We start from the raw sequence: 24,795 nt of genomic DNA on the forward strand, positions 1-24,795 counted from the left end.
TCATGCGGCAGGGTGCCGCAGCGCTGCCACCAGCGCGGCGAACGCCGCCGTCCCCGGGGTGACGGCCGCGTAGTGCCCGACACCGGGCAGCTCGCGCAAGGCGGGCGCGGCGGTGCCGGTGCCGCCGTGCGCCGCGACGTACCGCCGCGACAGTTCGACCGGTACATCGGGGTCGTCCGTACCGTGCAGCACCGTCACCGGTACGCGGGGCGGCAGCCGTACGGGGTCGACCTCGGCGATGCGTTCCGCGATGCCGTTGGCGGTACGTTCCGCCGCCGGCAACGGGGCCCCGGTCAGGAACTCCGCCACCGCGCCCTCGCTGAGCCGGAGTTCGTGGGCACGGGCGAGGTCGGCGACCGGGGCGAGGGCGACGGCCGCGGTGACCGGGCCCGGCCGGGCGGCCGCCCAGAGCGCCAGGTGGCCGCCGGCGGAGTGCCCGGCGACGACCACGGGGGCGCCCTCGGCCGCATCGGCAGCCGCCACCCGGACCGCGTTCGTCACATCGTTGAACGTTTCCGGAAAACCGCCGCCTCCGCCGGCTCTCCGGTACTCCGCGAGGGCGACCGGCAGCCCCTCCCGGGCCAGCGCGGCGGCCAGCGGTGAGAGGTGCGTCCGGTCGTAGGCCACCCGCCAGAAGCCGCCGTGCAGCAGCACTACCAGCGGGGCGGACGGCGCCTCCGGTGACAGGTACAGGTCGATCACCTGGTCGGGATGGTCGCCGTACGCGATGCGGCCGTCCGGCGGTACGGGCGCGCAGGCCAGCAGCGCGGCCTCCTCGTCCGCCGCCGCGCCGCCGCCCGCCGCCGTCCCGCCAGCCGCCCCCGTGCCGCTCATACCGTGGTCGGCCCCTGCTCCATGACGCCCGCGGCGACCGCGGAGGCGCTGCCGTCGCCCGGTACGTACGCCACCACCTCCGCGAGGACGCGGGCCGCGCGTTCCGCGTCCGCGAAGGACGTGTAGAGCGGGGTGAAGCCAAAGCGCAGCACGTCGGGGTGGCGGAAGTCGCCGATCACGCCGTGCCGGATCAGCTCGCCCATCACCTCTCCGGCGCCCGCGCACTCCAGCGCGACCTGGCTGCCGCGCTCGTCGTGCGGCTCCGGCGTCACCGACCGCACCCGGTCGCGCGGCACGTACGCCCGCACGCACTCCAGGAAGAAGTCACTCAGCGCGAGGCTCTTGGCCCGTACGTCCTCGATGGCCACGCCCTCCCAGACCTCCAGCGCGGCCTCCAGGGCGAGCAGCGACAGGATGTCCGGGGTGCCGACCCGGGCGCGCTCGATGCCCGCCGCCGGTACGTACTCGGGGTCCATGCCGAAGGGATCGGCATGCGAGTTCCAGCCCGGGAGCGGGGAGTCGAAGCGCGGCTGGTGCTCGGCGCGTACGTACAGGTATGCGGGCGCGCCGGGGCCGCCGTTGAGGTACTTGTACGTGCAGCCCACCGCGAGGTCGACGCCGTGCGCGTCCAGGCCGACCGGCAGGGCGCCCGCGCTGTGGCACAGGTCCCAGACGGCGAGGGCGCCCGCCTCGTGCAGCGCGGCGGTGATGCCGGGCAGGTCGTTGAGCCGGCCGGAGCGGTAGTCGACGTGGTTGACCAGGGCGGCGGCGGTACGGTCCGACACCTCGGTGGGGATCTTGCCCGCCTCCACGGGGCGCAGGGTGCGGCCGGTGAGCCGCGCCACGGATTGCGCGATGTAGCCGTCGGTCGGGAAGGTCGCCGCGTCGACCAGGATCTCGTCCCGGGGGACGCCGTCCACCGCCGGGCCGGTCTCGTCGGCCATGCGTACGGCCGCGACCAGCGCCTTGAAGACGTTCACGCTGGTGGAATCGCCGACCACGACCTGGCCGGGGGCCGCGCCGAGGAGCGGGGCGATGCGGTCGCCGATCCGCTCGGGCGCGGTCCACCAGCCGGACTCCGACCAGGAGCGGATGCGCAGCCCGCCCCACTCCCGGGCGACCACCTCGCGGACCCGCTCGGGGACCGCCTGCGGCAGCGCGCCGAGGGAGTTGCCGTCGAGGTAGACCGCCTCGTCGAGGACGAATTCCGCGCGCTTGCCGCGCAGCGGGTCCTCGGCGTCCAGCTGAGCGGCCCGGGCGGCGAGGTCGTCGCGGACGACGGCCGCGGCGACGGTGCGGGCGGCCAGCGCGCCGCCCTCGGCAGGAGTATCGATTCTCTCGGTGGACACGCCGGCATCGGCGCTCTCGTTCTGCTGCACCTCGTTGTCACCCTCCGCGCGGACAGCGCCGCATCGCTCGGTCGTGAGGAGCCACTCGGACCCGGCTTCCTCGTCGGTGAGGAGCCACTCGGACCGGGCTTCCTCGTCGGTCGTGAGTGGCCGCTCCGTCACGAGTGCCCTCTCAGGCGGGGCCGAGTGCCCCTGCCCGGCAGCTCAGACATGGCTGCGTGCCGTCCACAGCTCCGGAAAGACGTTTTTGCGGGCCCGCTTCTCCAGCCAGGCCACCCCGGAGGAACCGCCCGTCCCCATCTTGGCGCCCATCGCGCGGCGGGTCGCGACCAAGTGATCGTTGCGCCATCGCCAGACCAGTTCGGCGACGTCCGTGAGGGCCTCGCCCAGCTGGACCAGCTCGCTCGCCGGGTCGCCGGCGTAGATCTCCGTCCAGGCCGCCTCGACGGCCGGGTGCGGCTCGTACTTGAGCGTGGGATCGCGGTGCAGCACGGACACCGGGATGGCGTACCCCCGGCGGTCCAGCAGCCGCAGCACCTCGTCCCACAGGCTCGGCTCGTGCAGCGCCTTCTCCAGCTCGGCGTACTCGCGGGGCGCGCCGCGGTGCGGGACGAGCATCGACGCGGACTTCTCACCGAGCAGGAACTCCAGCCGCCGGTACATCGCGGACTGGAAGCCGGAGCCCTCGCCGAGCGCCCCGCGGTAGGCGTTGAACTGCGCCGGGGTCAGCCGGGCCAGCGGCTTCCACGCGGCGTTCAGGGCCTCCAGCTCGTACGTGGAGCGGCGCAGCGCTTCCAGCGCGGTGGGCACGTCCTCGCTGCGCAGGGCCTGCGCTGCGGTGTGCCACTCATGGACGATGACGGTGAACCACAGCTCCATGACCTGCGTGGTCACCAGGAAGGCCATCTCTCCGGGATCGTCGGAGAGCAGGTGCTGGGCGTGGGTGAGCATCTCGGCCTGTACGTAGTCCTCGTACGGCGTGGTGCCCTTGAAGTCCAGGTTCGGGTCCGCCTCCGCCTGCCCGAACGGGCAGCCCGCGGCCGGCTGCGGGGCCGGCTCCGGGGACGGGGACGCCTGGGACGCTGATGACGAGTGCGACATCAGAACTCCTCGTGATGCATGCCTCCGGGTAGCGGTCCGCCCCTTCCTGTCGGCATCGGAGCCCCGGTCCCCTCGTCAGGCCCGGCTCACCGGACCTGTTGCGCATCTTCCGCAACTCGCCGGGGTTTGGCAAGGGCCGACCCGGCCGACCCGGAGGCCCTCCAACGGCTCAGGACCGGCCGGAACACATCGGCCGGCCAGCCCTGAGCGGTCATGTCGGTGGGGCTTCCCTCTCAGGAGAGCGTGTCGGCCGCCGTCGGCGAGGACTCGCGCAGGAACGCCGTGCAGCGCTCGTACTCCTCCTGCTCGCCGATCGCCTGGGCGGCGCGGGCGAGCGCATGCAGGGCCCGCAGGAAGCCGCGGTTCGGCTCGTGCTCGAACGGGACCGGGCCATGGCCCTTCCAGCCGGCCCGGCGCAGCGCGTCCAGGCCGCGGTGGTAACCGGTACGGGCGTACGCGTACGACTCGACGGTGCGGCCGGCCTGGAAGGCGTCGTCCGCCAGCTGCGCCCAGACCAGCGAGGACGCCGGGTACTTCGCGGCGACGTCGGCCGGTGCGGTGCCCGCCGCGAGCAGCTCGCGGGGCTCCGGGTCGTCGGGCAGATGGGTCGGGGGCGGTCCCCCGAGCAGGTTCTCGTGAATGGCCATGGTTCCAAGTCTGCCTGGTACTCGCGGTCGGCGACGCCCCGGCGGTGGCCCTTCGGCCGGGCGCACGGAGGACCGGGTACGCGCGCGGAGGGCCCCGTACGCGTGATCTGATGCGTACGGGGCCCTCCGGCGTGCTCCGCTGCGCGCGACGGTGCGGCGCGCGGCGGCGTTACTTGATCTTGGTGCCCGTGGAGCGCAGGTTGGCGCACGCCTCGGTGACGCGCTTGGCCATGCCGGCCTCGGCCAGCTTGCCCCAGCTGCGCGGGTCGTAGGTCTTCTTGTTGCCGACCTCGCCGTCGACCTTCAGGACGCCGTCGTAGTTGCGGAACATGTGGTCCGCGACCGGGCGGGTGAAGGCGTACTGGGTGTCGGTGTCCAGGTTCATCTTCACGACGCCGTTCTCCAGCGCGGTGGCGATCTCCTGCTCGGTGGAGCCGGAGCCGCCGTGGAAGACGAAGTCGAACGGGGCGGTCTTGCCGTACTTGGCGCCGACGCCCTCCTGGAGGTCCTTGAGGAGCTCGGGGCGGAGGACGACGTTGCCCGGCTTGTAGACGCCGTGCACGTTGCCGAAGGAGGCGGCGAGCAGGTAGCGGCCCTTCTCACCCAGGCCCAGCGCCTCGGCGGTGCGCAGCGCGTCGTCGACGGTGGTGTACAGCTCGTCGTTGATCTCGTGGGTGACGCCGTCCTCCTCGCCGCCGGTCGGGGTGATCTCGACCTCGAGGATGATCTTGGCGGCGGCGGCCTTGGCGAGCAGCTCCTGGCCGATGGCCAGGTTGTCGGCCAGGGTCTCGGCCGAGCCGTCCCACATGTGCGACTGGAAGAGCGGGTTCTGGCCCTTGGCCACGCGCTCGGCGGAGATGTCGAGCAGCGGGCGGACATAGCCGTCCAGCTTGTCCTTGGGGCAGTGGTCGGTGTGCAGCGCGACGGTGATGTCGTACTTCGCGGCCACGACGTGCGCGAACTCGGCCAGGGCGACGGCACCGGTCACCATGTCCTTGTTGTACTGACCGCCCAGGAACTCCGCACCGCCCGTGGAGATCTGGATGATGCCGTCACTCTCGGCCTCGGCGAAACCGCGCAGCGCCGCGTGCAGCGTCTGCGTCGAGGTCACGTTGATGGCCGGGTAGGCGAACTTGCCTGCCTTCGCCCGGTCGAGCATCTCGTTGTAGATCTCGGGGGTTGCGATGGGCATCTGTCCGCTCCTTGTGTGTGCGGGTACCGGGTACGTTCTGGGCCCTGACCAGGGGGCGACGTCATCGTCGCGGCCCATCTTCCCAGACTTGCCGGATACCTCCACATCGCGCTTCCACCCGGACGGCGCAAGGGGCGGGCTGTTTCACGTGAAACAGCCCGCCCCTCGGCGAAAGAGCAGGTCAGAGCGGTGTGGGCCAGAGCCCCGCCCGACGCGCCCGATCTCTCAGGCGAGATCCAGGTCGGTGAGCCGGTACCCGGTGATGTACTTCAGGCCCGCCTCGGCGATGGCCGACTCGGCACCGCGGTCGACGATCGTGGCGACCGCGACGACCTCGGCGCCCGCCTCGCGGGCCGCCTCGACGGCGGTCAGCGGCGAGCCGCCGGTGGTGGAGGTGTCCTCGACGACCAGGACACGGCGGCCCTTGATGTCCGGGCCCTCGATGCGGCGCTGCATGCCGTGCGTCTTCTGGGCCTTGCGGACCACGAAGGCGTCCAGCTTCCGGCCGCGCGCGGCGGCGGCGTGCAGCATCGACGTGGCGACCGGGTCGGCGCCGAGCGTGAGCCCGCCGACCGCGTCGTAGTCGAGGTCGGCGGTGGCGTCCAGCATCACCTGGCCGACCAGCGGCGCGGCCTCGGCGTCCAGGGTGATCCGGCGCAGGTCGATGTAGTAATCGGCTTCCTTGCCGGAGGAAAGCGTCACCTTGCCGTGCACCACGGCCTTGTCCTTGATCTGCTGCAGCAGCTCGCCGCGCACGTCGTCACTCATGCGCACGAGCCTAATAGGACCTCAGGACAGGGTGCGCCACGTCCAGGTCGTGGAGATCTCCAGCGGGTCGATGGGGGTGACCAGGCGCGGGTGGGTGTTGAGGCCGTTGGGCGGGCCGGACTGCGGCTCCACGCACACGGCCGCCTCCTGCTCGTCGTACACGACCACCCACTCCGCGCGGCTGGCGACCTTCAGCTCCAGGCGGCCCGGCCAGGTCAGGGTGACATCGACGCCCATCGGCATGCCGAAGCAGTCGTCCCAGGGGCCGGGGCGGGGGTCGATGCGGCGGCCGGTGGGGAGGTGGTCCTCGCCGCGCTCCTCCTGCCACTCGGGGTCGAAGTCGATGCGTACGCCCTCGCCGCCGTCACCGAGGTCGCGGAGGAACCAGGGGTGCCAGCCGGCCTGCGCCGGGAAGGAGTCGCCGTACGTCTCGACGCCCATGGTGAGCGTCAGCGAACCGCCGTCCTCGGCCAGCTCGACCAGCTGGGTGACCTTGCCCGGGTACGGCCAGGGGTCGGCCGGGTCGTCCAGGTCGTAGGTGAAGGCCGCGGTGGTCCCGGTCGTGCGGGCGGTGCGCCAGGAGAGGTTGCGGCCGTTGCCGTGGATGGCGTGCGGCGGGGAGTTCAGCGGCATCTGGTGCGTCTCGCCGCCGTTGCGGAACCGGCCGTGATCGATCCGGCCGCACCACGGCACCATCGGGAAGCAGCCGTACTTGGCGCCCTGCCGGAGCAGTTCCGTGCCGCCGATCCGGAGGCTCTCGATGCGGCAGCCGTTGTCCGGGCGGACGGCCACTTCGGTGTCACCGGCGGCCAGCCGTACGGTACGCGCCACGCGCGGCTTGCGGGCGGGCTCTGCGGGGTTCTCAGTGCTCACGGATCGACCTTAGCGGTGCGTCACGGGCACGGCGGCCCGGGCACGCGCGTCCGGGCGCCACGGAGGCGGCGGAGCGGAACCGGCCCCGGCGGCAGCGCGGGCCCGGCGTCAGCGGCGGCGGCGCAGTGCCCGGCCGACCACCACGGCGGAGGCCAGCACCACGGCGGCCGCGGGCGCCGCCCAGCGCAGCGTGGCCGAGGCGGAGGAGGTCTCGGGCGCGGGCACGGGGGCGTAGCGGCCGCGCGGCGGGGCGTGGTCCACCTCCTCCGCGCTGCGGCCGATCATCGTGCGGCGCGCGTGCGCGGCCTCGGCGGGCGGCTCGGCCGGGATGCCGAGCTCGTCCTCGGCGAGCGGGTCCAGCGAGGACGGCGGGATCTCGCTCTCGAAGACACCGGCCCGCGGCGACACCTCCGCGAGGCCCCCGGCGCCGTCCACCTCGTCGGTGTCGTCCTCGTCCGCGTCGTCCGTGCCGATGACGTCGGCCGGATCGTCCTCGGCGCCCGCCTCCCTCAGGCCCGCGCCCTCCAGGTCCCCTTCCAGGCCCTCGTCCTCCAGGCTCTCCTCGTCCAGAGCGTCTTCCAGCCCCGCCTCGTCCTCTTCCCCGGCGGTCCCGGCGCCGGCCGGCTCCGCCGCGAGCACCGAAAGGCCCTCCACCGCCGTGGTCGGCCCCGCCGCCGCGTCCGGCCCGGCCTGCTGCCCCGCGACCGGGCTCGTCGTCAGGTCGTCGGTGAGGGTCGTGGCGAAGCGCTCCAGGAGGCGGCGGCCTGCCGTGCGGGCGGCGTCCTCCGACGCGTCCGCGAGCCGGCCCTCGGCGCGCACGGCCGCGGTACAGGACAGCGTCGTGCCCTTGCCGCCCTCGTCGGGCGCCACCCGCACGGTCAGCTCCAGCTCGGCGAGGCCGTCGCCGCGCACCTCCGTGCCGTGCGCCACGGCGTCAAAGGCGTCGGGCTCGTCCTCGCGCGGGGTGACCCGCAGTGACCCGCGGTAAGTGATGGTGGAGCCGCCGACCCGCAGCCGCAGCCGGCCCTCCGGAACCCCGGGGGCGGCGTCCGCGTCGAGCTGGGCGCCCGGGACGCAGCGGGCCAGACGCTCCGGCTCGGCGAGCGCCTGCCGCACCGTACCGACGGGAAACGGAACGTACACCTCGTGCTCCATGAATCGGAGCCTAATTCGTTTCTAAGCGCTGCGGAGCCCCCCGGGGTAATTCCGTAGCTGCGAGTCGGGGTCCGTTACGCCTCATCGGAGCTTGGCTGCGACGAAGCCCCTGGGTAGATCGTGCGGACGGGCCACGTACTCGCAGTGATGACCTGCGCAGGCACCGGACGGACACCTTCACACCCCTAGGCGATCAATGCCTTGCCAAAGAGCGGTGACGTTCGGTGCCTGTCCAGGCCATCGCTGGCAGGGGTTCTGCCTGCCCTGGTGACGTGGTGGCGTGAGCCTGCCGCACGGTGACCTCCCGGTATACGCGAGCCGTGAGAGCTCTGAGCAAGATCGAGGCCCGTGCGGTGAGCTGGTGCCGCGAACGGCTGGTGAAGTGTCGGACCCTCCCGCAGTGGATGGAGTCCTTGAATTAGGGCGACGCGTGGCCCCACACGGCGCACGACCAACACGCATACCGGAACGGAACAGGGGGCGGCACACCATGCTCTTCTGCGGAATCGACTGGGCCGAAACCCACCATGATGCCTCCCTGGTCGACGAGGACGGCCAGCAGCTGGCCCGGCTTCACATCCCCGACGACGCGGCCGGCTACCGGCTGCTGCTGGACCTGCTCGCCGAGCACGGCGACAGCGAGGAGAACCCGATCCCGGTGGCCATCGAGACCGCCCGCGGCCTGTTGGTCGCGGTCCTGCGGACCGGCAAGCGTCTGGTCTTCGCCATCAACCCGATGGCTGTCGCCCGCTACCGCGACCGGCACGTGTCCCGCAAGAAGTCCGACGCCGGGGACGCCCTGGTGCTGGCGAACATCCTTCGCACCGACATGCACGTCCACCGGCCGCTGCCACAGGACAGCGAGCTGGCCCGGGCCATCGCGGTGCTCGCCCGCGCTCAGCAGGATGCGACCTGGAACCGGCAGCAGCTGGCCAACCAGCTCCGCTCCCTGCTGCGGGAGTACTACCCCGCCGCCCTGGACGCCGTCGCCGTCTGGAGGAACGGGCTGTGCCGGCCGGAGGCCGGCGAACTCCTGCAGCTCGCGCCCACCCCGGCTCGGGCCGCCGCCCTCACCCGCAGCCAGATCCGGGCCGCGCTGCGGCGGGCCGGCCGCGCGCGGGGCATCGAGGCGGAGACCGAGCGGCTGCGGGAGGTCTTCCGCCGCGACCGGGCCCACCAGCCCGCCGTGGTCGAGGAGGCCCTGGGCCGGCAGATGCTCGCCCTGCTCGGCCAGCTCACCGCGGCCTGCACCGCCGCCGATGACCTCGCCCAGGCGGTGGAGGAAGCCTTCCCCCGACACCCCGACGCCGGCATCTACCTCAGCTTTCCCGGGATCGGCGTCCAGCTCGGCGCCCGGCTGCTGGCCGAGATCGGGGACGACCGGGACCGGTTCGCCAACGCCCGGGGCTTGAAGGCTTACGCCGGGGCGTCCCCCGTCACCCGCGCCTCCGGCAAGAAGCACAGCGTCACCCGCCGACGGGTGAAGAACGACCGGCTCAACCACGCCGGCTACCTGTGGGCCTTCGCCGCCCCGAACGGCTCGCCGGGGGCGAAGGCCCACTACCGCCGACGCCGGGACGAGCACGGCGACTGGCACGCCGCCGCCCGCCGCAACCTCTTCAACCGCCTGCTCGGACAGCTGTTCCACTGCCTGGCCGAGCGGGAGCCCTTCGACGAACGGATCGCCTTCCCCGTCCCGCTCGCCGCTGCGGCCTAGGACAGCGCCTTCTTCTTCACTGGACCACCGTGCTGACCATCAGACTTGTCTTGATCGCAGCCGAGTCTTGTGGATCACGCCCTGACCAGCCACGGAGAGCTGATAGAGCTTATTGATCAGCTGCGCGACAAGGTCCTGGCCATCCTCGGACCCCAGTAGCTCCCATGGGCGGAGCAGTGCAGCTGCTTCCTCGGCAGCTGCCCTCCGCCGTCGTCGGCGCAGCCGCTGGTCAAGGTGGAGCGCCCCGCGCGCAGCGCGGGTCGAACGACCTTGACCAGCGGGGAGCCGCGGCGACACTGGGCCCGCGAGGAAGCGCAGAGGGCTTGACGGCCTAGCGACGTGAAGTGTCTACCCAGCGGGCCCCTCCCCGTGCCCGCTCCCGCACAACTTTCTCCGCATACCGTCACCGTCCGGGCCACGCCATCCGGCCGCCGCGGCCGGTCGCCTCACCCGCCGCGGCCCGCCGCCTCACCCGCCGTACCGCGGGTGCACGAGCGTCGAGGGCGGGAGCCCGGACAGACGCGTACGGGCCAGGGCCAAGTGGCCGGAACGGAGCAGCGCCGGGGTCAGGGCGCGCAGCGGCGGCGCGGCGGGCGAGAGGCCCAGATGCGGCGTGGCGCGGCCGGCCAGGAAGAAGCCCCAGTGCGGCCGGCCCGGCATCCCGTACGGGACGCTGCGCAGGCCCGCGGCGCGCAGCGTCGCCCCGACCGTCCAGAAGCCGCGCGGCCTGGCGCGCGGCGGGCCCGCGTGCACCGCGAGCCGCCCGTCCCGGGCCAGCACCCGGGCCGCGAGACCGTAGAACTCCTGGGAGTACAGCTTGGTGCCGGCGGTGAGGCGGGGGTCGGGCAGGTCGGCGAGGACCACGTCGTACGGGCCGTCCCTGCGCACCTCGCGCCGGGCCTCCCCGCGCAGCCAGTCGAAGGCGTCGGCGACCGCCACGCGGACCCGCGGATCGTCCAGTGACCCGCGGTTCAGCCGGGCGAGGCCGGGGTCGGTGCGGGCCAGGTGGACCAGGCCGCTGTCGCGTTCGACGACGGTGACCGAGTCGACGTCCCGATAGCGCAGCAGCTCGCGCGCGGCGAGGCCGTCGCCGCCGCCGAGCACCAGCACCCGGCCGTGCGGGCCGCCCGCCATCGCCGGGTGGACCAGCGCTTCGTGGTAGCGGAACTCGTCCCGCTCGCTGACCCGCAGCCGGCCGTCCAGATAGAGCGCGAGCGGCGCGCCGGAGCGCCCGGCGCCCCGGCCCGCGTGCCCGGCGCCGCCCGTGCCGCCGGTCAGCACGACTTCCTGGACGTCCGTCCGGACGGCGACCCGCGGCCCCGTGCCGTACACCGCCTTGCGCGCGGCCCCCTCGAAGGGTCCTGCCAGCACCGTGCACGCCGCGAGGAGCACGAGGACGAGCGCGTTGGCCGCCAGCAGTGACCGGCGCGCCCGTATGGAGAGGTCGCGGCGGAACAGCCCGAGGACGAGCGCCGCGCCCGCGACCGCGTTCACCCCGCCCGTGACCAGCGCGCCCGTCAGCTGTCCGAGCAGCGGCAGCAGCAGGAAGGGGAAGGCGAGGCCGCCGACCAGGGCGCCGACGTAGTCCGCGGCGAAGAGGTCGGCGACGGCGCCGCCCGCGTCCTGGTTGCGGATGCGCTGGATGAGCGTCATCAGCAGCGGTACCTCGGCGCCGATGAGCACGCCGATCACCAGCGAGAAGCCGACGAGCGCGGGCCGGGACTGGCCGAACCACGCGAAGCACGCGTACAGCGCCATCGCCGAGACCCCGCCGGTCAGGGCCAGCGCCGCCTCGACCGCGCCGAAGCCGACCGCGGCCCGGCAGCGCAGCCGCTTGGCCAGCAGCGAGCCGACGCCCATCGCGAAGACCATCACGGAGAGCACCACGGACGCCTGGGTCACGGAGTCGCCGACCAGGTAGGAGGAGAGGGCGACCAGCTCCAGTTCGTACACCAGTCCGCAGGCGGCGCAGAGGAAGACGACGGCGAGGACGAGCAGCCGGCCGAGTCCGGCCGGCACCGGCAGCCGTGGTGGCCTGACGATCTCCGGCGGCTTGCGGGGGCCGGAGGTGAGGGCCGCTGGCGGATCGATCATGTTGCGAACGCTACGTGACGGCCCCGTCGCGGCTCGTCACCCACAAGAGCGCATTGGCCGCACGCGGGGACGACGCGGGACCGCTTCCGCGCGCCCGCTCACAGCGCCGCCACCGCCCGCACTCCGACTCTCGTACGGGTCGCCACCAGCCGGCCCTCCTGGGGGTAGGCGTGCCACGTGCGCCAGCGCACCTGGCCGCTCTCCCGTTGCGCAAGCATCGCGGTGAACGCGTGCGGCGCGCCGGGGAAGGTGCCGGCGAGTCCGTACGGATGCTCGGCCACCAGTGCGAGCAATTCCTGTGCCCGGCCCGCGAACGAGCCGTGGGACAGCGTCTCCACGTGCGCGGCGAACTCGTACTCCCAGTCGCCGATGCGCTTCGCCACGCCGAGCGGGAGCGGGGTGCTGCTGCCGGGCATGCACGCCACGGTCTCCGAGCAGCTGCCGTGCTCCTCCTCCAGGAGCACTTGGTGCGAGGCGCCGAGCAGCCTCAACTGGACCTTTACGTCATCCAGTTGCAGGTCGAGGACGGCGAGGGCCGGCAGCGGCTCGCGGCCGAGTGCCCAGGCGAGGTCGGCGGCTCGGGTGTCGGTGTAAGCGGTCTTGATGGTGGTGAGCATGGGTCGGCTCCGCAAGCACGCAGTGGATGGTGGGCCGGCCCGCCCCGGAGGAGGACCAGGGATACGACTTACCGGCTGCCGGCTCGTGACCACGTGGGGTCCGAGAACTGGTGGATTCTCACAGAAGAGGGAATCATGAAACTCCGGGCGCCCACAGCCTTTTTACCCATCTTCGCCGGGTTTCCATCCCTCAGAGGGCCTCCCAGTTCAGTTGTTCAACAAGCTTGCGCCTGGCGGCTGTTGAGAACCGCCAGGCGCATATGCGTCAAGTCATGGGCCGGTTGCATGTTCCGCACCGTCCCGGCGCGCGTCCGGCTCGGGGCGCGCGGGGGACCGGCTCAGGAACCACCGCCTCCGCCACCACCGCAGCCGCCGCCACCGCCGCCGCCTCCGCAGGACGAGCCGCCCCCGCAGGACGACCCCCCGCCGCAGGACGAGCCGCCGTGGTGGTGGCCGTGATGGCCGCCGCCCGACCCGCCGTCACCGGCCCACCAGCTGGCCCCGGAGGAGGAGGCCCCGCTGCCGTCCGGGGACCACCTGCTCCTCCTGCGGCCCTTCGGCGACTCATTGGCCGCGGCCGTCCGTGCCATCCACACCGCGGCCGCGACAAAGGCACAGATCACCAGGAAGATCACTACGCCGGTCATGCGCTTCACCCCCGTCTTTCGGTTCTTGCGTGCGGGTCACATGCCCGGCCCCGCCGATTCGAAAGCGGAGTTGAGGAACTCCAGAGGTTCGGCGGAGGATGGCGGCCATGGGACGACCGCTGCTCAACCGCCGCCTGGCCGAATTCGGCACGACGATCTTCGCCGAGATGTCCGCGCTCGCCGTGCGGACCGGCGCGATCAACCTCGGCCAGGGATTCCCCGACACCGACGGCCCCGAAGAGGTACGCGAAGCGGCGGTGCGCGCCCTGCGCGACGGCCGCGGCAACCAGTACCCGCCGGGCCCCGGCATCCCCGAGCTGCGCACCGCCGTCGCCGCGCACCAGCAGCGCTGGTACGGACTGACGTACGACCCCGACACCGAAGTGCTGGTCACGGCGGGCGCCACCGAGGCCATCGCGGCGTCGCTGCTGGCGCTGCTGGAGCCCGGTGACGAGGTGATCGCGCTGGAGCCGTACTACGACTCCTACGCCGCCTGCATCGCGCTGGCCGGCGCCACCCGCGTCCCGGTCACCCTGCGCCCCTCCCCCGAGGATGCTTCCTATGCTCTCGATCTGGACGAGCTGCGGGACGCCGTCACCGACCGCACCCGGCTGATCCTCCTCAACACCCCGCACAACCCCACCGGCACCGTGCTCAGCCGCGCCGAGCTGGCGGCCATCGCCGAGCTGGCCTGTGAGCGCGACCTCCTCGTCGTCACGGATGAGGTCTACGAACACCTGGTGTTCGAGGGCGAGCACGTGCCGATGGCGTCCTTCCCGGGGATGCGCGAGCGCACGGTGACCATCAGCAGCGCCGGCAAGACGTTCTCGTTCACCGGCTGGAAGGTCGGCTGGGTGACCGGCACGCCCGAGCTGGTCGGCGCGGTCCGCTCCGCCAAGCAGTTCCTCACCTATGTCTCGGCGGGCCCCTTCCAGTACGCGGTCGCCGAGGCGCTCGCGCTGCCGGACGGCTACTTCCACGGGCTGCGGGAGGACCTGCGCCGCAAGCGGGACATCCTGTCCGACGGGCTGGCGGAGGCCGGCTTCCGGGTCTTCCGGCCGAGCGGGACGTACTTCGTCACCACCGACATCACCGCCCTGGGCGAGAAGGACGGGCTGGCCTTCTGCCTCGGCCTGCCCGAGCGCTGCGGCGTGGTCGCCGTGCCGAACTCCGTCTTCTACGACGACAAGGAGGCGGGCCGCAGCCTCGTCCGTTTCGCGTTCTGCAAGCAGGACGAGGTACTGCGGGACGCCGTCTCACGCCTTCAGCGGCTGTAGCCGCGGCGCGGTCACAGGCTCAGCATCTCCAGGGGTGCGGCGCGGGTGATCTCGTCGATCCGGCCGGGCGTGAGCCCGGCCCGGCCGAACCATTCCGCGCTGGCCGTCAGCCAGGGCGCGATGTCCGGCTGGGAGGGCTGCCCGAGGTCGGAGCTGTAGACCGTCCTCGGAAGGGCGGACAGCACCTCGGCGAAGTCCTCCCAGCCCTGGTACTCCAGGAGGTACGTGAGCGCGGTCTGCTCGGTCCACACCTGTTCGGCGGCGGCGACCTCCACCAGGTCCTTGCAGGTCAGCCCGGTCATCGGGTTGGCGGGCTGGTTGAGCATCAGCCGCAGGTCCAGCCGTACGGCCTCCTCCACCAGCAGCCGTACCTCGTGGCCGTCCGCGTGGCCGGTGGAGATCACCACCGGCAGATCGCGGGCGGCGCGCAGCAGTTCGCGGACCTCGGGGCGCAGCTCCCCGCGCCCGTCGCCGACGGTCAGCGGGCGCTGGCCGTCCTTGAGCAGCGGGTGCGCGGGCGTACGGGCCAGCCGGCTGCGGTGGCTGCGGCCGGTGACGGTCGGCAGGTGGACGAGCAGCCGCAGGCCACTGTCCTCGCCGTGCTGGATGACGGCCTGCTCCACGGCGCGCGGGTCGAAGCCGCCGGCCAGGTCGTTGAGGACGAGCGAGCCGGAGACCGGCAGGCCCTGCTGCCGGGCCTCCCACGCCTGGGCGGCGGTCGAGCCGAGGTGGTTCTTCAGGACCACCCAGCCGCCGTGCTCGGCGTAGACCGCGCCGGCGCTCGCGGCGGTGTGGCGGCGCAGGTAGGCGTCCGGTCCTACGTGGTAGTGGACGTCGACGAAGCGGGCCGTGCTCGCGTCAGTCACGCGCGCCCCCGTCCTCCCACGGCCGCGCGTAGCCGAAGCGGGCGCGCGCCTCGTCCAGCCGGCTGCCGCCGAGCGCGGCCTCCCGGATGCGGGACTCGGTACGCTCCACGGCCTCGGCGCGCCGGACGACCTCCTCGACGAGCGCGGCCGGGATGCGCAGCGCCCCGTTGTCGTCGGCGACGATCCAGTCGCCGGGGGCGACCGTCGTACCGGCCACGTCGACCTCGGCGCCGGTGCGGTCCAGGACCGCCCGGTTCTTGGCGCTGACCATCGTCACACCCGTGCTGAACAGCGGGTATCCGGCGGCGCTGCTCTCCTTCACATCGCGTACGGAACCGTGCACGACCGTGCCGGAGATGCCGCGGTGCTGGGCGACGGCGGTGAGCAGGGAGCCCCAGTTGGTGCACTCCAGGGTGCCGCCGTTGTCCACGACCACGACCGACCCTGCCGGTACGTCGTCCAGGTAGTTGGCGGCGTTGTGGAAGGTGGTGGTGTCGTCGACGGGGCGGTAGCGCACGGTGAAGGCGGGGCCGCAGGCGACGGTGCCGGGGGTGCGCGGCCGGATGCCGGGCAGCACGCACGGCGGGGTGCGCAGGCTGTCCATGGCGTCGGAGAGCGCGGCGGTGTCCAGCCGGGACAGCCGCGCGCGCAGCGCCTCGGTGTCCGCGGGGGTGACGGTGGCGGTGGTCATGCGGTTCCCTCCGTGAGGTGGCGGGCGGTCGCCCAGGCGGCGAACTGGCTGATGTACGTGGTCACTTCGGCGCCCCGGTTGGGCACCGTCAGCTCCCGCGTGGTCTCGCCCGCCGCGTCGCGAACTGTGCAGGTCAGGGTGAGGGTGCCGGTGTAGGTCGTCCGGTCGCCGCCCGCCCAGGTGCCCGACAGGGCGACGCGCAGCGAGTCCCCGCCGCCGGTGGTGTCCCGTTCGCGGGCCAGCTCGGCGGCGAAGGCCCCTTCGGTCAGCCGGTCGTCGAGGTCCAGGGCAAGGCCGCGCGCGTCCAGCAGCAGGGCCAGCTCCTGGACGGCGGTGCGGTCCCGGTCGGTGACGAGGTACTCGGCGAGCGCCGCGTCCAGGCGCTTGGCCAGCTCGTCGGCGGCCTCGGGCGGGCAGCCGAGCCGGATGTCGACGTACGGGTAGTGCCAGCGGTACGCGGGCTTGACCGGCACCCCGTACTCCCGCACCAGCGCGTCGACCAGGGCCGCGGCGTCCGCCTCGATGATGCCGAGGGTGCGCCGGAAGACGGTGGTCGTCGCGGGCGGCTCGGGGAGGTGCCGCAGCCCGTCGCGCAGCACGTCCGCCAGCATGGGCAGGCACTCGCGCGGCGGCCCCGGCAGCATGATCACGGTGCTGCCCTGGGCCTCGGCCTTGCAGCCCCACGCGGTCCCGTTGGCGTTCGGCAGCAGCTCGGCGCCCTCGGCGAACAGCGCCTGGCGGCGGTTGTCCTCGTGGACGGCGACGCCGAAGCGGGTGAGCCGCTCCACCACGCCCTGCCATGCCTCCTCGCGGTGGACCAGCGGGCGGCCGAGCGCGCGGGCGACGGCGCCGCGGGTCACGTCGTCGGAGGTCGGGCCGAGCCCGCCCATGACCACGATGACGTCGTCCCGGCCGAGCGAGGGCCGGACGGCGTCGGCGATCGTCGCCTCGTCGTCGCCGATGGTGTGCCGGACGCGGACCGGGATGCCGCGCTCGGCCAGCATCCGGGAGGCGTTGCCCGCGTTGGAGTCCTCCAGGTCGCCGCGGAGCAGTTCGTCGCCGATGGTGACGACGGCGGCGGTGGGGGCGTGCGGCACCTCGCGGCAGGCGTCGAGGACCGCGGCGGCCGCTTCGGTGGTGGTGGCCGAGCCGCCCAGGTCGTAGGTGACCCGGTCGCGGCGGCGAGTGACGTGGCGTACGGCGTCCTGGATGCTGCCCGCGGCGTCCTGGAAGCCGAGGTGGTCCAGCATGAGGCCGATGGTGAGGAAGGCCGCGGCCGGGTTGGCGCGCTGCCGCCCTGCCATCGCCGGAGCGCTGCCGTGCACCGGCTCGAAGTAGTTCCCGTGCTCGCCGATGTTGGCGCTGGGCGCCAGGCCCAGACCGCCCATCACGCCGCCGCCGAGGTCGGAGAGGATGTCGCCGAACATGTTCTCGGCGACGAGCACGCCGAAGCGCTCCGGGCGGCGCGCCATCCACAGCGCGACCGCGTCCACGTTCAGGACCTCGTACGGGATCTCCGGATAGTCGGCGCCGATCGCCTCCAGCCGCTCCAGGACGTACGCGCTGGAGGCCCGCAGGACGTTGGGCTTGTCGGCGAGGGTGACCCGCTCGTAGCCGTGGCCGCGCGCGGTCTCGAAGGCGAACCGCAGGATGCGGTCCAGGCCGTGCGCGGTCTGCAGCCGGATGCTGGCGGTGGCGCCGTCCCGGCCGCTGCGGCGGGCGTTGGGGTGCTCGGCGACCAGCGGCCACATCGCGTCCGGTACGTGGTTCCAGTCCAGGCCCGCGTACAGCCCCTCGGTGTTCTCCCGTACGACGCAGAAGCGGTACGGGGTGCCGCCGCCGAGGTAGTTCTCGACCGGGCGCAGGTTGGCGAACAGGTCCAGCCGCTGGCGGAGCTGGATGATCGGGGAGATGTACCGCGGGTCGCCCGCGCGCAGTTCGGGAGCGAGTTCGGCGAGCGCTTCACGGCGCGGCTTGCTGGTGGTGGCGCCGAGCAGCACGGCGTCGCTGCGGCCGATGAGGTCCCAGGTGCGGTCGGGTACGGGAGTGCCCTCGGCGCGCCAGCACTCCCAGCCGATGTCGCCGAATTCCAGGTCGATGGGCAGGCCGAGGGCCTCGATCACCGGCAGCGCGGCGTCCAGGACCTCCGGCCCGATTCCGTCGCCGGGCAGTACTGCGACGGTCTTGCGGTTCATGACTCTTCAGCTCCCAGGAAGCGGGCGACGGCCTCGTTGGTGAGACCGGGCTGGTCGGCGTGCGGGCGCATCCCGGCTCCCGGGATGCCCGCGAGGCGGTGCGCGGGCAGCGGCCCGGTGGTCAGGTGCCCGCGCTGTACGAGCAGGGACTGCTCGCCGTACACGTGCAGCAGCGGTCCGGGGAAGTTCCGCACGGGCTCCCGGGCGTCGGCGTCGTGCAGCAGCCGCAGCCCGGTGGCGAGCCGCCGGCCTGCCAACTCCTCGTCAGGCGCGGGGTGTTGCGGGGCTACGGGCTGCGAAGGCGCGGCGCCGGGCCCGCGGACGACCTCCTCCAGGAGGCGCAGCGCCGCGGCCAGGCCCTCGGCACCGACGGCGGCCGCGATCCGCTCCAGCTTGGTGTTCAGCTCGTCGTCGGCCACCGTGGGGCCGGAGAGCAGCAGGACCTTGGCGCGGTGCGTCCACTCCCGGTCGAGCAGGGTCTGGACGATCGCGCCGCCCAGGGCGTTGCCGGCCAGCACGTCCGGCGCGGCCCCGTCGTCTTGGAGGCGGCGGGCCCAGCGGTTGGCGAGCGCCTTGAGGTCGTCGCCGTCGCGCAGGAGGGAGAGGGTGTCGTGGACCGTCACCCGGTGTCCCGAGGCGAGCAGCGGCTCGGCGGCCTGCCGGAAGAACGCGCCGTTGTCCCAGCGGGCCATGACGGGTCCGAGGACGACCGCGTGGCGCGGCGCGCGGGGGTCGCCGAGGACGGCGGTGGCCGGAGCCGGCGCGGCGGTGCGCGCCGGCTCCGGGTGCGGGGGCCGCGAGGTCACCGGGCGCCCGCCGCGGTCAGCTCGCGGGCCGCCGAGAAGGCGTCGCCGATCCGGTCCACGGGGAGCTTGGCGCGCTCCTCGACGGACAGGTCGAAGTGGCCCAGGACCAGGTCGGGCAGCGGCAGGGACGGCCGCGCCTCCTCGAACTCGGCCTCCATGCGGTGGGCGAGGCTCAGGACGCGGCCGAGGTCGTACCCCTCGGACCGGCCGTGCCGGCCGAGGTAGGCCAGCCACTGCTCGGTGACGAGGTTGCCCGGCCCCTTGCCCATGCCCAGGACGGACGAGTCGATCCAGGTGGCGCCCGCGTCCACGGCGGCGATCGCGTTGGCCAGCGCCAGCCCGAGGTTGTTGTGGGCGTGCAGGCCGATGGCCGCGTCGGTCACCGAGCCGACCAGGGTGACCAGTTGGCCCACCTCGTGCGGCAGCATGGAGCCGTTGGAGTCGGCCAGGTAGACCACGTCGGCGCCGGCGTCGCCGGACATCGCGGCGAGTTCGACCAGCCGGCGCCGGTCGAGCTGGCTGACGCGGGTGATGTTGACGGTGGTGGTGAAGCCGAGGTCCGCCGCCTTGCTGAGCAGGGCGAGGCCGGACTCGGGCGCGCCGGCGGGCAGGCAGAACCGTACGAGGCGGATGCCCGCTTCGTACATGCGCGGCAGGTCGTCGCCGGTGATGTTCTTCGGGTGCAGGATCATGCAGAGGCGCTCGGGGGGCACCACCTCGGCCACCGCGCGGATGTAGTCGTCCGCGCCCACGCCGGTCCGGCCGATGCCGGGCTGCGGCTTGAACGAGCCGTTGCGGTAGCCGATCTCGACCCACTCCATGCCGGCCGCGACGCTCTCGCGGGCGTGGTGCAGCACGTACTCGAGCGGGAAGTCGAAGTTGTTGCGGTATCCCCCGTCGCGCAGCGTCACATCAAGATTGATGACCATTACCCCTCCATGTATGGCGCATACAATTGTGGGGTGCGCATGCCGTGTGCATCCGGCCGCGAAGAAGACGCGGCCGGATCGAATTGCGATTGACACGTTTTTATTCCGCGGGATCCCCCTGTAACAAATCCCGCATCACCCCGTTGATGAACTTCTGGGTTCAACGCCGCTACGGCCGGATAATGCTTCGGCGCGACGGAACAAGAAGTTCGACACCGCAGAATCTATCGCATGTTCGCGGCGCAACCTCCATGCCTGGGCAAAGACTTTCCCAAGCGGAGTCCGGACTCGCCCTTTCATTCCTCGGCGTCGGTCCGGCCCTCCCTCGCAATCCGCCGGCGGACCTGTGCGCTGGCCGACACCAGCAATTCCTGCCGCGCCGGATCCGCGTTCTCGCGCAGCGCCAGGGACATCCGGATGGTGACGGGCGCGCCGTCGAGCGGGAGCAGCGCGATGCGGCGGGAGGAGACGGTGCCCGCCGCCGTCGGGTACATCAGGGTCCAGCCCGGCGTGCCGGCGCCGATGTCGGCGAGGGTGTCCTGGAGCCCCGTGGAGGGCGGCCCGAGGGTCACCTCGAAGCCCGCCGTGCGGCAGGCGGCGACCACCGTGTCGTACAGGACGGGATTCTTTTCGCGCGGCGCGATGCGCAGCGGCAGCCCGGCCAGGTCGGCGAGGTCCAGCCGGCCGCGCCCGGCCAGCGGGTGCGCGGCGGGCAGCGCGACCACCAGCGGGTCGTACCACAGCGTGAGAAGCCGCAGGCCAGGGGCGCTGTCGAGGCCGCGTACGAAGGCGGCGTCCAGGCGCCCGGCGCGCACCTCGTCCAGCCGGGTGTGCGCGTCCAGGGTCTGGAATTCGAAGCGGGTGCCGGCGCCGTCCGCGGGCAGCGCGTCCAGGAAGTCGTCCAGCCGCTCCCCCAGCGCGGAGCTGATGCCGACGCGGAGCGTGGCCTCGCTCTGCGCGGCCAGCCTTCGGGCCTTGGCGGCGAAGGTGTCCAGCGCCTTGAGCAGCTCGCGCCCCTCGGGCAGCAGGGCCCGGCCGGCCGGGGTGAGCGTGACGGTGCGGCGGGAGCGGTCGAAGAGTTCGGTGCGCAGTTCGCGCTCCAGCCGGCGCACCTGCTGGCTCACCGCGGGCTGGCCTATGTGCAGCCGCTCGGCCGCCCTGCCGAAATGCAGCTCCTCGGCCACCGCAACAAAGTATTGAATCTGACGCAGCTCCACAGGATCCCCCTTTTCCTGCGGGCGATCCCTTTGTGTGAACGATGCGGAATTCAGGTCGCGGGATCGCCGCGGGGCAATCCTTGCACACCTCGCGGCGACCCCCGCCACCGGGCCGAGTCCGGCCGGGCCGGGCACCTCTTTATTTACTCGGCGGTAGCCTTCTGCAAATCTCCGCTCCGGTTCTCCGCAACCGGTACCGGAACAGCCGTGGATTCCTTCGCCGCCTGCCGCGCCGCCCTCGACAGGAAGAAAGCGAAGGCCGCGATGCCCACCGCCGACGCGCCGATGACGAACCAGCCCAGCGCGAAGAGATCACCGGCCGGCAGCCGGCTGGAAAGGAAAATTCCCAGCGAGGCGCCCAGCAGCTGGAGCGCGCCCATCAGCCCGGAGGCCGAGCCCGCCGTCGAGCGGAAGCTCGTCACGCCCGCGCTCATCGACAGCGGCAGCAGGAAGCCGTTGCCGAAGGTCATCACCGGCATGAAGACCAGTACCAGCAGGCCCCAGGGCGCGCCGGCCCCGCTCAGCCCCAGGCCCAGCATCATCAGCGCGCCGGCGAGGAAGAAGCCGTGCCCCACCCACAGCAGCCGGTTGACGGCCCGCTTGCGGAGCAGCGTGCGGGAGGTGAGGTTGCCCGCGACGTACGCGACGGAGACGGTGATGTAGCAGTAGCTGGTCGTCTCGGTGGCCAGCCCCATCTTCTCGAAGACCAGCGGGGACGCGGCCAGGTAACCGAAGTAACCGCCGTACGCCACCGCCAGGTTGATGGTGTACGCCCAGAACAGCGGGCGGGTGAGCAGCTTGGGGTAACTCTTGAGCGTGGCGGCCAGGTGCTTGCTGCGCCGCTCCGGCGGCAGGCTCTCGGGAATCGCGGTGACCATCACGACCAGCGTGGCGAGACCGATCAGCGCGGTGACGACGAACGGCGCGCGCCAGGAGACGTACGTGGTCAGGTACCCGCCGACCAGCGGCGCGACGGACGGCGAGACGCCCACGATCGGCATGACCGTGGCGAACATCCGGGCCGCGTCCTTCTCCTCGTACAGGTCGCTGATCACGGCGCGGCCGAGCACCATGCCGGAGCCGGCGCCGAGCGCCTGCAGCAGCCGGCCCGCGCCGAACACCTCGACCGTGGGCGCCACCGCGCACACCAAGGAGGCCAGCACGAACAGGCCGAGCCCGGAGACGATGACGCGCTTGCGTCCCCACGCGTCCGAGATCGGCCCGTAGACCGCCTGCGAGACCGCGATGCCGATCATGAACGCGCTGAACGTCCACTGCACGGACGCGACCGGGGTGCCGAAGGCGTGCGCGGTGGCGGGCACGCCCGGCAGGTTGATGTCGGAGGCGAACAGGCCGCCGGCGTTCAGCGAGCACAGGACGGCGAGCAACAGCGCGTAGGGCGTGCGTGCCGGGGCGGTCTTCATGACAACTGACAACTTCCTTGTCTCAAGGGTTACTCGGCGGCGACAGTCGCCTGGGCGATCTCGGCCCCGGCCAGCCGTCCGAACGTGAGCGCGCGCAGCACCGAAGTGGCCTCCGGGGAACGGCCGTAGGAGAGGCCGGCGGTCTCCCCGACGGCGTACAGTCCCTCGATCGGTTCGTCCCGCTCGGTCAGCACCCGCGAGCGGGCGTCGGTACGCACCCCGCCGAAGGTGAAGGTGAGGGCGCAGTGCACCGGCCAGGCCAGGTACGGCGCGGTGTCCAGCGCGACGGCCCAGTTGGACTTCGGCGGCACGAGGCCGACGGTGTGCCTGCCGTCCGGCCGGGCCGGGTCGAACGGCGCGCTGGGCCGGCAGGCGTCGTTGTACCGGGCGACCGTCCAGCTCAGCTCGTCCGGGGAAAGGTCCAGCTTGCGGGCCAGCGCGTCGACGGTCGGCGCGGTGATCGGGTCCTTGTCCGTCAGCAGCGACCGCTCGTGGCCCTCGATCCGCAGCAGCTTGGCGTCGCAGATCAGGTACGCGGACTGCCGGGCCTCCCGCCAGATCCGGTACGCGACGTCCTCGAAGGTCTTGTCCGGGGTGTCAGCGCCCTCGTCCAGGAAGCGCCGTCCGTCCGCGTTGACGAGGATGCCGTACGGATACGCCATGACCAGCGCCTCGGCCTGGTGGCTGCGCGGGTCCACGGGCTCGCCGTGGAAACGGTCGTACTGCCCGCTGCGTGCGGCGCCCACCGCGACGGCCATCTCGATGCCCTCGCCCCGGTTGTTCCTGCCGCCGGGCGCGACGGTCCGCAGTGTGCCGCCGGTGGGCCCCAGGTGGCGTTCCAGCAGCTCCCGGTTCCCCTGGAAGCCGCCGGACGCCAGGACGACCCGCCGCGCGGCGATGTGCCGCGGCCGGCCGCCCTCCTCGACGTGCACCCCGCGCACCGCACCGAAGGCGTCGGTGCTCAGCGAGATGGCGCGCGTCCCGTAGGCGATCGAACCGCCCAGCCGCTCCAGCGACTTGGCGAGCCCGTCCACCAGCGCGGCGCCGCCGCCGGCCGGCGTCAGCCGGGGCCCGCGCGCGGTGACGAAGCAGGTCGGGCGGGTCTCGCACTCGACCCCGTGCCGGTCGGCGAGCCAGCGCACGGTGGGCTCGGCGTTCTCGGCCGGCCTGCCGTCCGCCGTGAGCCGGAGGAAGGAACCGCTCCAGGCGGTGTTCCCGCCGCGGTTGTACCGGCTGGAGCGCTCCAGGACCAGGACCCGCCCGCCCGGGGCGTTCTCGGCGAAGCTCACCGCGGTCGCCAGGCCGCCCGCCCCGCACCCCACCACCACCAGGTCCAGCGGACCGGCGGCGCCGGCTGCGGGCTCGGACGAGCGGACGGCGGTGTCGGGCACATCGCTCACGGCGGCTCTGCCTCTCCTGTTCTGTGCGGGGCCCCGGGGCCTGGAACCGGCGCGGGTCAGCGCTTGGCGGCGCGCGCGGCGAGCGTCTCGCCGGCGATCGACCAGCTGTCGGTGCCGATCTCCTGCACGGTGACCCACACGCTCTCCGGCTTGCTGCCGGTGGCCTTCACGTAGGCGTCGGTCAGCTCGCGGACCAGCTCGGCCTTCTGCTCGGCGGTCTTGCCGGGGGTCTGCTGCACGTGGATGAGAGGCATGGCGGTACTCCCAGAAGTCGGGGCGGATGTGATGGATCAAGTCCAGCACCCGGCCCCGGGCCGACCAAGACGCAATCCGACCTGGCACCGATCACGGATCGTGATGCGTCCTGCCGCGGTCGGCATACGGAAGGGCCCCGGAGCACTGTGCTCCGGGGCCCTTCCGCAGAACCGTCGTAACAGGCTTACGCCTCGTCGTCGGGCTTCTTCGTGTCACCGTCGATGTCGGCCTCCAGGCCGAGCTGCTCGACGAGCCACTTGTCGAACTCGATGGACGCGCGGATCCAGCTGACCGTGCTGGAGACGAAGTGCTCCAGCGAGACACCGGTGCCGACCAGCATCGACGCCTCACCGATCAGACGGACCGTGCCGTCGTCGTGGGTGTGGGTGTACGCCTTGGGCCACAGGGTGCGGCGGTTCCAGTCGTCGATCGCCTCCAGCAGCTTCGCCTTGAGCTCGATGCCGTGCGGGCGGTCGTAGAACGTGCGGACGGAGAAGATCTGCTGCTCCTCCTCGCCGCGGAACATGAAGTACGTGCGGAACTGCTCCCACGGGGCGGCGAGGTCGCCCTCGTCGTCGACGACGTACTTCAGCTCCATCTGGTCAAGGAGCTGCTTGACCAGGTCCTGATCGGGCACGATCGGCCCTTCAGGCCCGGTCGGCTGCTGTTCGGGCTGGCCCCCGAAATTCGGAATCGAGGACGGGTCGATAGTCACCGTGGAAGTCCCTTCGTATGGTCCTC

The 24,795-nt window shown here is 72.8% G+C and carries 22 protein-coding genes; 2 read left to right on the top strand and 20 right to left on the bottom strand.

Annotation, left to right across the window (positions count from 1 at the left end; genetic code table 11):
• The 8 genes from ACIGXO_RS15315 to ACIGXO_RS15350 all read right to left on the bottom strand — a co-directional run bounded on the left by ACIGXO_RS15315 (position 1) and on the right by ACIGXO_RS15350 (position 7,919).
• Positions 1–834, bottom strand: a complete 834-nt coding sequence (locus ACIGXO_RS15315) for an alpha/beta hydrolase family protein (protein ID WP_399785849.1) — start codon at positions 832–834, stop codon at positions 1–3.
• Positions 831–2,141: a kynureninase gene (gene kynU / locus ACIGXO_RS15320; RefSeq protein ID WP_399787073.1), complete on the bottom strand. Its 1,311-nt coding sequence runs from the start codon at positions 2,139–2,141 to the stop codon at positions 831–833. The genes ACIGXO_RS15315 and kynU overlap by 4 nt, the downstream gene beginning before the upstream one ends.
• Positions 2,142–2,387: 246 nt before the next feature.
• Positions 2,388–3,284, bottom strand: coding sequence for a tryptophan 2,3-dioxygenase family protein (locus ACIGXO_RS15325; protein WP_399785852.1), 897 nt, complete (start codon positions 3,282–3,284; stop codon positions 2,388–2,390).
• Between the two features lie 233 nt (positions 3,285–3,517).
• Positions 3,518–3,931 (bottom strand): DUF3151 domain-containing protein, encoded by a 414-nt coding sequence (locus tag ACIGXO_RS15330; RefSeq protein ID WP_030259077.1) that lies wholly within the window; start codon positions 3,929–3,931, stop codon positions 3,518–3,520.
• A gap of 169 nt (positions 3,932–4,100) precedes the next feature.
• Positions 4,101–5,123, bottom strand: coding sequence for a class II fructose-bisphosphate aldolase (gene fbaA, locus ACIGXO_RS15335; RefSeq protein ID WP_399785857.1), 1,023 nt, complete (start codon positions 5,121–5,123; stop codon positions 4,101–4,103).
• A gap of 225 nt (positions 5,124–5,348) precedes the next feature.
• The gene (gene pyrE, locus ACIGXO_RS15340; RefSeq protein ID WP_399785860.1) at positions 5,349–5,891 is read right to left on the bottom strand and encodes an orotate phosphoribosyltransferase; all 543 of its coding nucleotides are present in this window, start codon (positions 5,889–5,891) and stop codon (positions 5,349–5,351) included.
• A gap of 21 nt (positions 5,892–5,912) precedes the next feature.
• Positions 5,913–6,764, bottom strand: coding sequence for an aldose 1-epimerase (locus tag ACIGXO_RS15345; RefSeq protein ID WP_399785863.1), 852 nt, complete (start codon positions 6,762–6,764; stop codon positions 5,913–5,915).
• A gap of 108 nt (positions 6,765–6,872) precedes the next feature.
• A complete protein-coding gene (locus ACIGXO_RS15350; protein WP_399785866.1) occupies positions 6,873–7,919 on the bottom strand; it encodes an SRPBCC domain-containing protein in 1,047 nt (348 codons plus the stop codon).
• 490 nt (positions 7,920–8,409) lie between these two features.
• On the opposite strand from ACIGXO_RS15350, the gene ACIGXO_RS15355 reads away from it, so the two are divergent.
• Complete coding sequence (locus ACIGXO_RS15355) at positions 8,410–9,636, top strand: IS110 family transposase (RefSeq protein WP_399785869.1); 1,227 nt, start codon at positions 8,410–8,412, stop codon at positions 9,634–9,636.
• Positions 9,637–10,104: 468 nt separating this feature from the next.
• Here ACIGXO_RS15355 and ACIGXO_RS15360 read toward each other — a convergent pair whose 3' ends face one another.
• Together ACIGXO_RS15360 and ACIGXO_RS15365 are read right to left on the bottom strand one after the other, a co-directional pair.
• A complete protein-coding gene (locus tag ACIGXO_RS15360; protein ID WP_399785872.1) occupies positions 10,105–11,730 on the bottom strand; it encodes a polyamine aminopropyltransferase in 1,626 nt (541 codons plus the stop codon).
• Between the two features lie 98 nt (positions 11,731–11,828).
• The gene (locus ACIGXO_RS15365) at positions 11,829–12,347 is read right to left on the bottom strand and encodes a DUF2617 family protein (RefSeq protein WP_031050370.1); all 519 of its coding nucleotides are present in this window, start codon (positions 12,345–12,347) and stop codon (positions 11,829–11,831) included.
• 754 nt (positions 12,348–13,101) lie between these two features.
• On the opposite strand from ACIGXO_RS15365, the gene ACIGXO_RS15370 reads away from it, so the two are divergent.
• Positions 13,102–14,271 carry a pyridoxal phosphate-dependent aminotransferase gene (locus tag ACIGXO_RS15370; RefSeq protein WP_399785875.1) on the top strand — a complete coding sequence of 390 codons (1,170 nt, stop codon included), beginning with the start codon at positions 13,102–13,104 and terminating at the stop codon, positions 14,269–14,271.
• 11 nt (positions 14,272–14,282) lie between these two features.
• Here ACIGXO_RS15370 and ACIGXO_RS15375 read toward each other — a convergent pair whose 3' ends face one another.
• The 10 genes from ACIGXO_RS15375 to ACIGXO_RS15420 all read right to left on the bottom strand — a co-directional run bounded on the left by ACIGXO_RS15375 (position 14,283) and on the right by ACIGXO_RS15420 (position 24,769).
• The gene (locus ACIGXO_RS15375) at positions 14,283–15,137 is read right to left on the bottom strand and encodes a DUF6282 family protein (protein WP_399785878.1); all 855 of its coding nucleotides are present in this window, start codon (positions 15,135–15,137) and stop codon (positions 14,283–14,285) included.
• Complete coding sequence (locus ACIGXO_RS15380; protein WP_399785881.1) at positions 15,130–15,828, bottom strand: RraA family protein; 699 nt, start codon at positions 15,826–15,828, stop codon at positions 15,130–15,132. The genes ACIGXO_RS15375 and ACIGXO_RS15380 overlap by 8 nt, the downstream gene beginning before the upstream one ends.
• Positions 15,825–18,023 carry an isocitrate/isopropylmalate family dehydrogenase gene (locus ACIGXO_RS15385; protein WP_399785884.1) on the bottom strand — a complete coding sequence of 733 codons (2,199 nt, stop codon included), beginning with the start codon at positions 18,021–18,023 and terminating at the stop codon, positions 15,825–15,827. The genes ACIGXO_RS15380 and ACIGXO_RS15385 overlap by 4 nt, the downstream gene beginning before the upstream one ends.
• Positions 18,020–18,829 carry an alpha/beta fold hydrolase gene (locus tag ACIGXO_RS15390; RefSeq protein WP_399785886.1) on the bottom strand — a complete coding sequence of 270 codons (810 nt, stop codon included), beginning with the start codon at positions 18,827–18,829 and terminating at the stop codon, positions 18,020–18,022. The genes ACIGXO_RS15385 and ACIGXO_RS15390 overlap by 4 nt, the downstream gene beginning before the upstream one ends.
• Complete coding sequence (locus tag ACIGXO_RS15395) at positions 18,826–19,758, bottom strand: hypothetical protein (RefSeq protein ID WP_399785888.1); 933 nt, start codon at positions 19,756–19,758, stop codon at positions 18,826–18,828. The genes ACIGXO_RS15390 and ACIGXO_RS15395 overlap by 4 nt, the downstream gene beginning before the upstream one ends.
• 296 nt (positions 19,759–20,054) lie before the next feature.
• Entirely contained in the window at positions 20,055–20,975 is a 921-nt protein-coding gene (locus ACIGXO_RS15400; RefSeq protein ID WP_399785891.1) for a LysR family transcriptional regulator, read from the bottom strand.
• 143 nt (positions 20,976–21,118) lie between these two features.
• On the bottom strand, positions 21,119–22,399 hold the full coding sequence (locus ACIGXO_RS15405) for a multidrug effflux MFS transporter (RefSeq protein ID WP_399785894.1): 1,281 nt from the start codon (positions 22,397–22,399) through the stop codon (positions 21,119–21,121).
• Between the two features lie 29 nt (positions 22,400–22,428).
• The gene (locus ACIGXO_RS15410) at positions 22,429–23,799 is read right to left on the bottom strand and encodes an FAD-dependent oxidoreductase (RefSeq protein ID WP_399785897.1); all 1,371 of its coding nucleotides are present in this window, start codon (positions 23,797–23,799) and stop codon (positions 22,429–22,431) included.
• A gap of 56 nt (positions 23,800–23,855) precedes the next feature.
• Complete coding sequence (locus ACIGXO_RS15415; protein ID WP_031050342.1) at positions 23,856–24,053, bottom strand: 4-oxalocrotonate tautomerase family protein; 198 nt, start codon at positions 24,051–24,053, stop codon at positions 23,856–23,858.
• Between the two features lie 185 nt (positions 24,054–24,238).
• The gene (locus tag ACIGXO_RS15420) at positions 24,239–24,769 is read right to left on the bottom strand and encodes a YbjN domain-containing protein (RefSeq protein ID WP_399785900.1); all 531 of its coding nucleotides are present in this window, start codon (positions 24,767–24,769) and stop codon (positions 24,239–24,241) included.
• Positions 24,770–24,795 lie beyond the last annotated feature (26 nt).

The organism is Streptomyces sp. NPDC053542, from assembly GCF_044544685.1.
GTDB lineage: Bacteria > Actinomycetota > Actinomycetes > Streptomycetales > Streptomycetaceae > Streptomyces.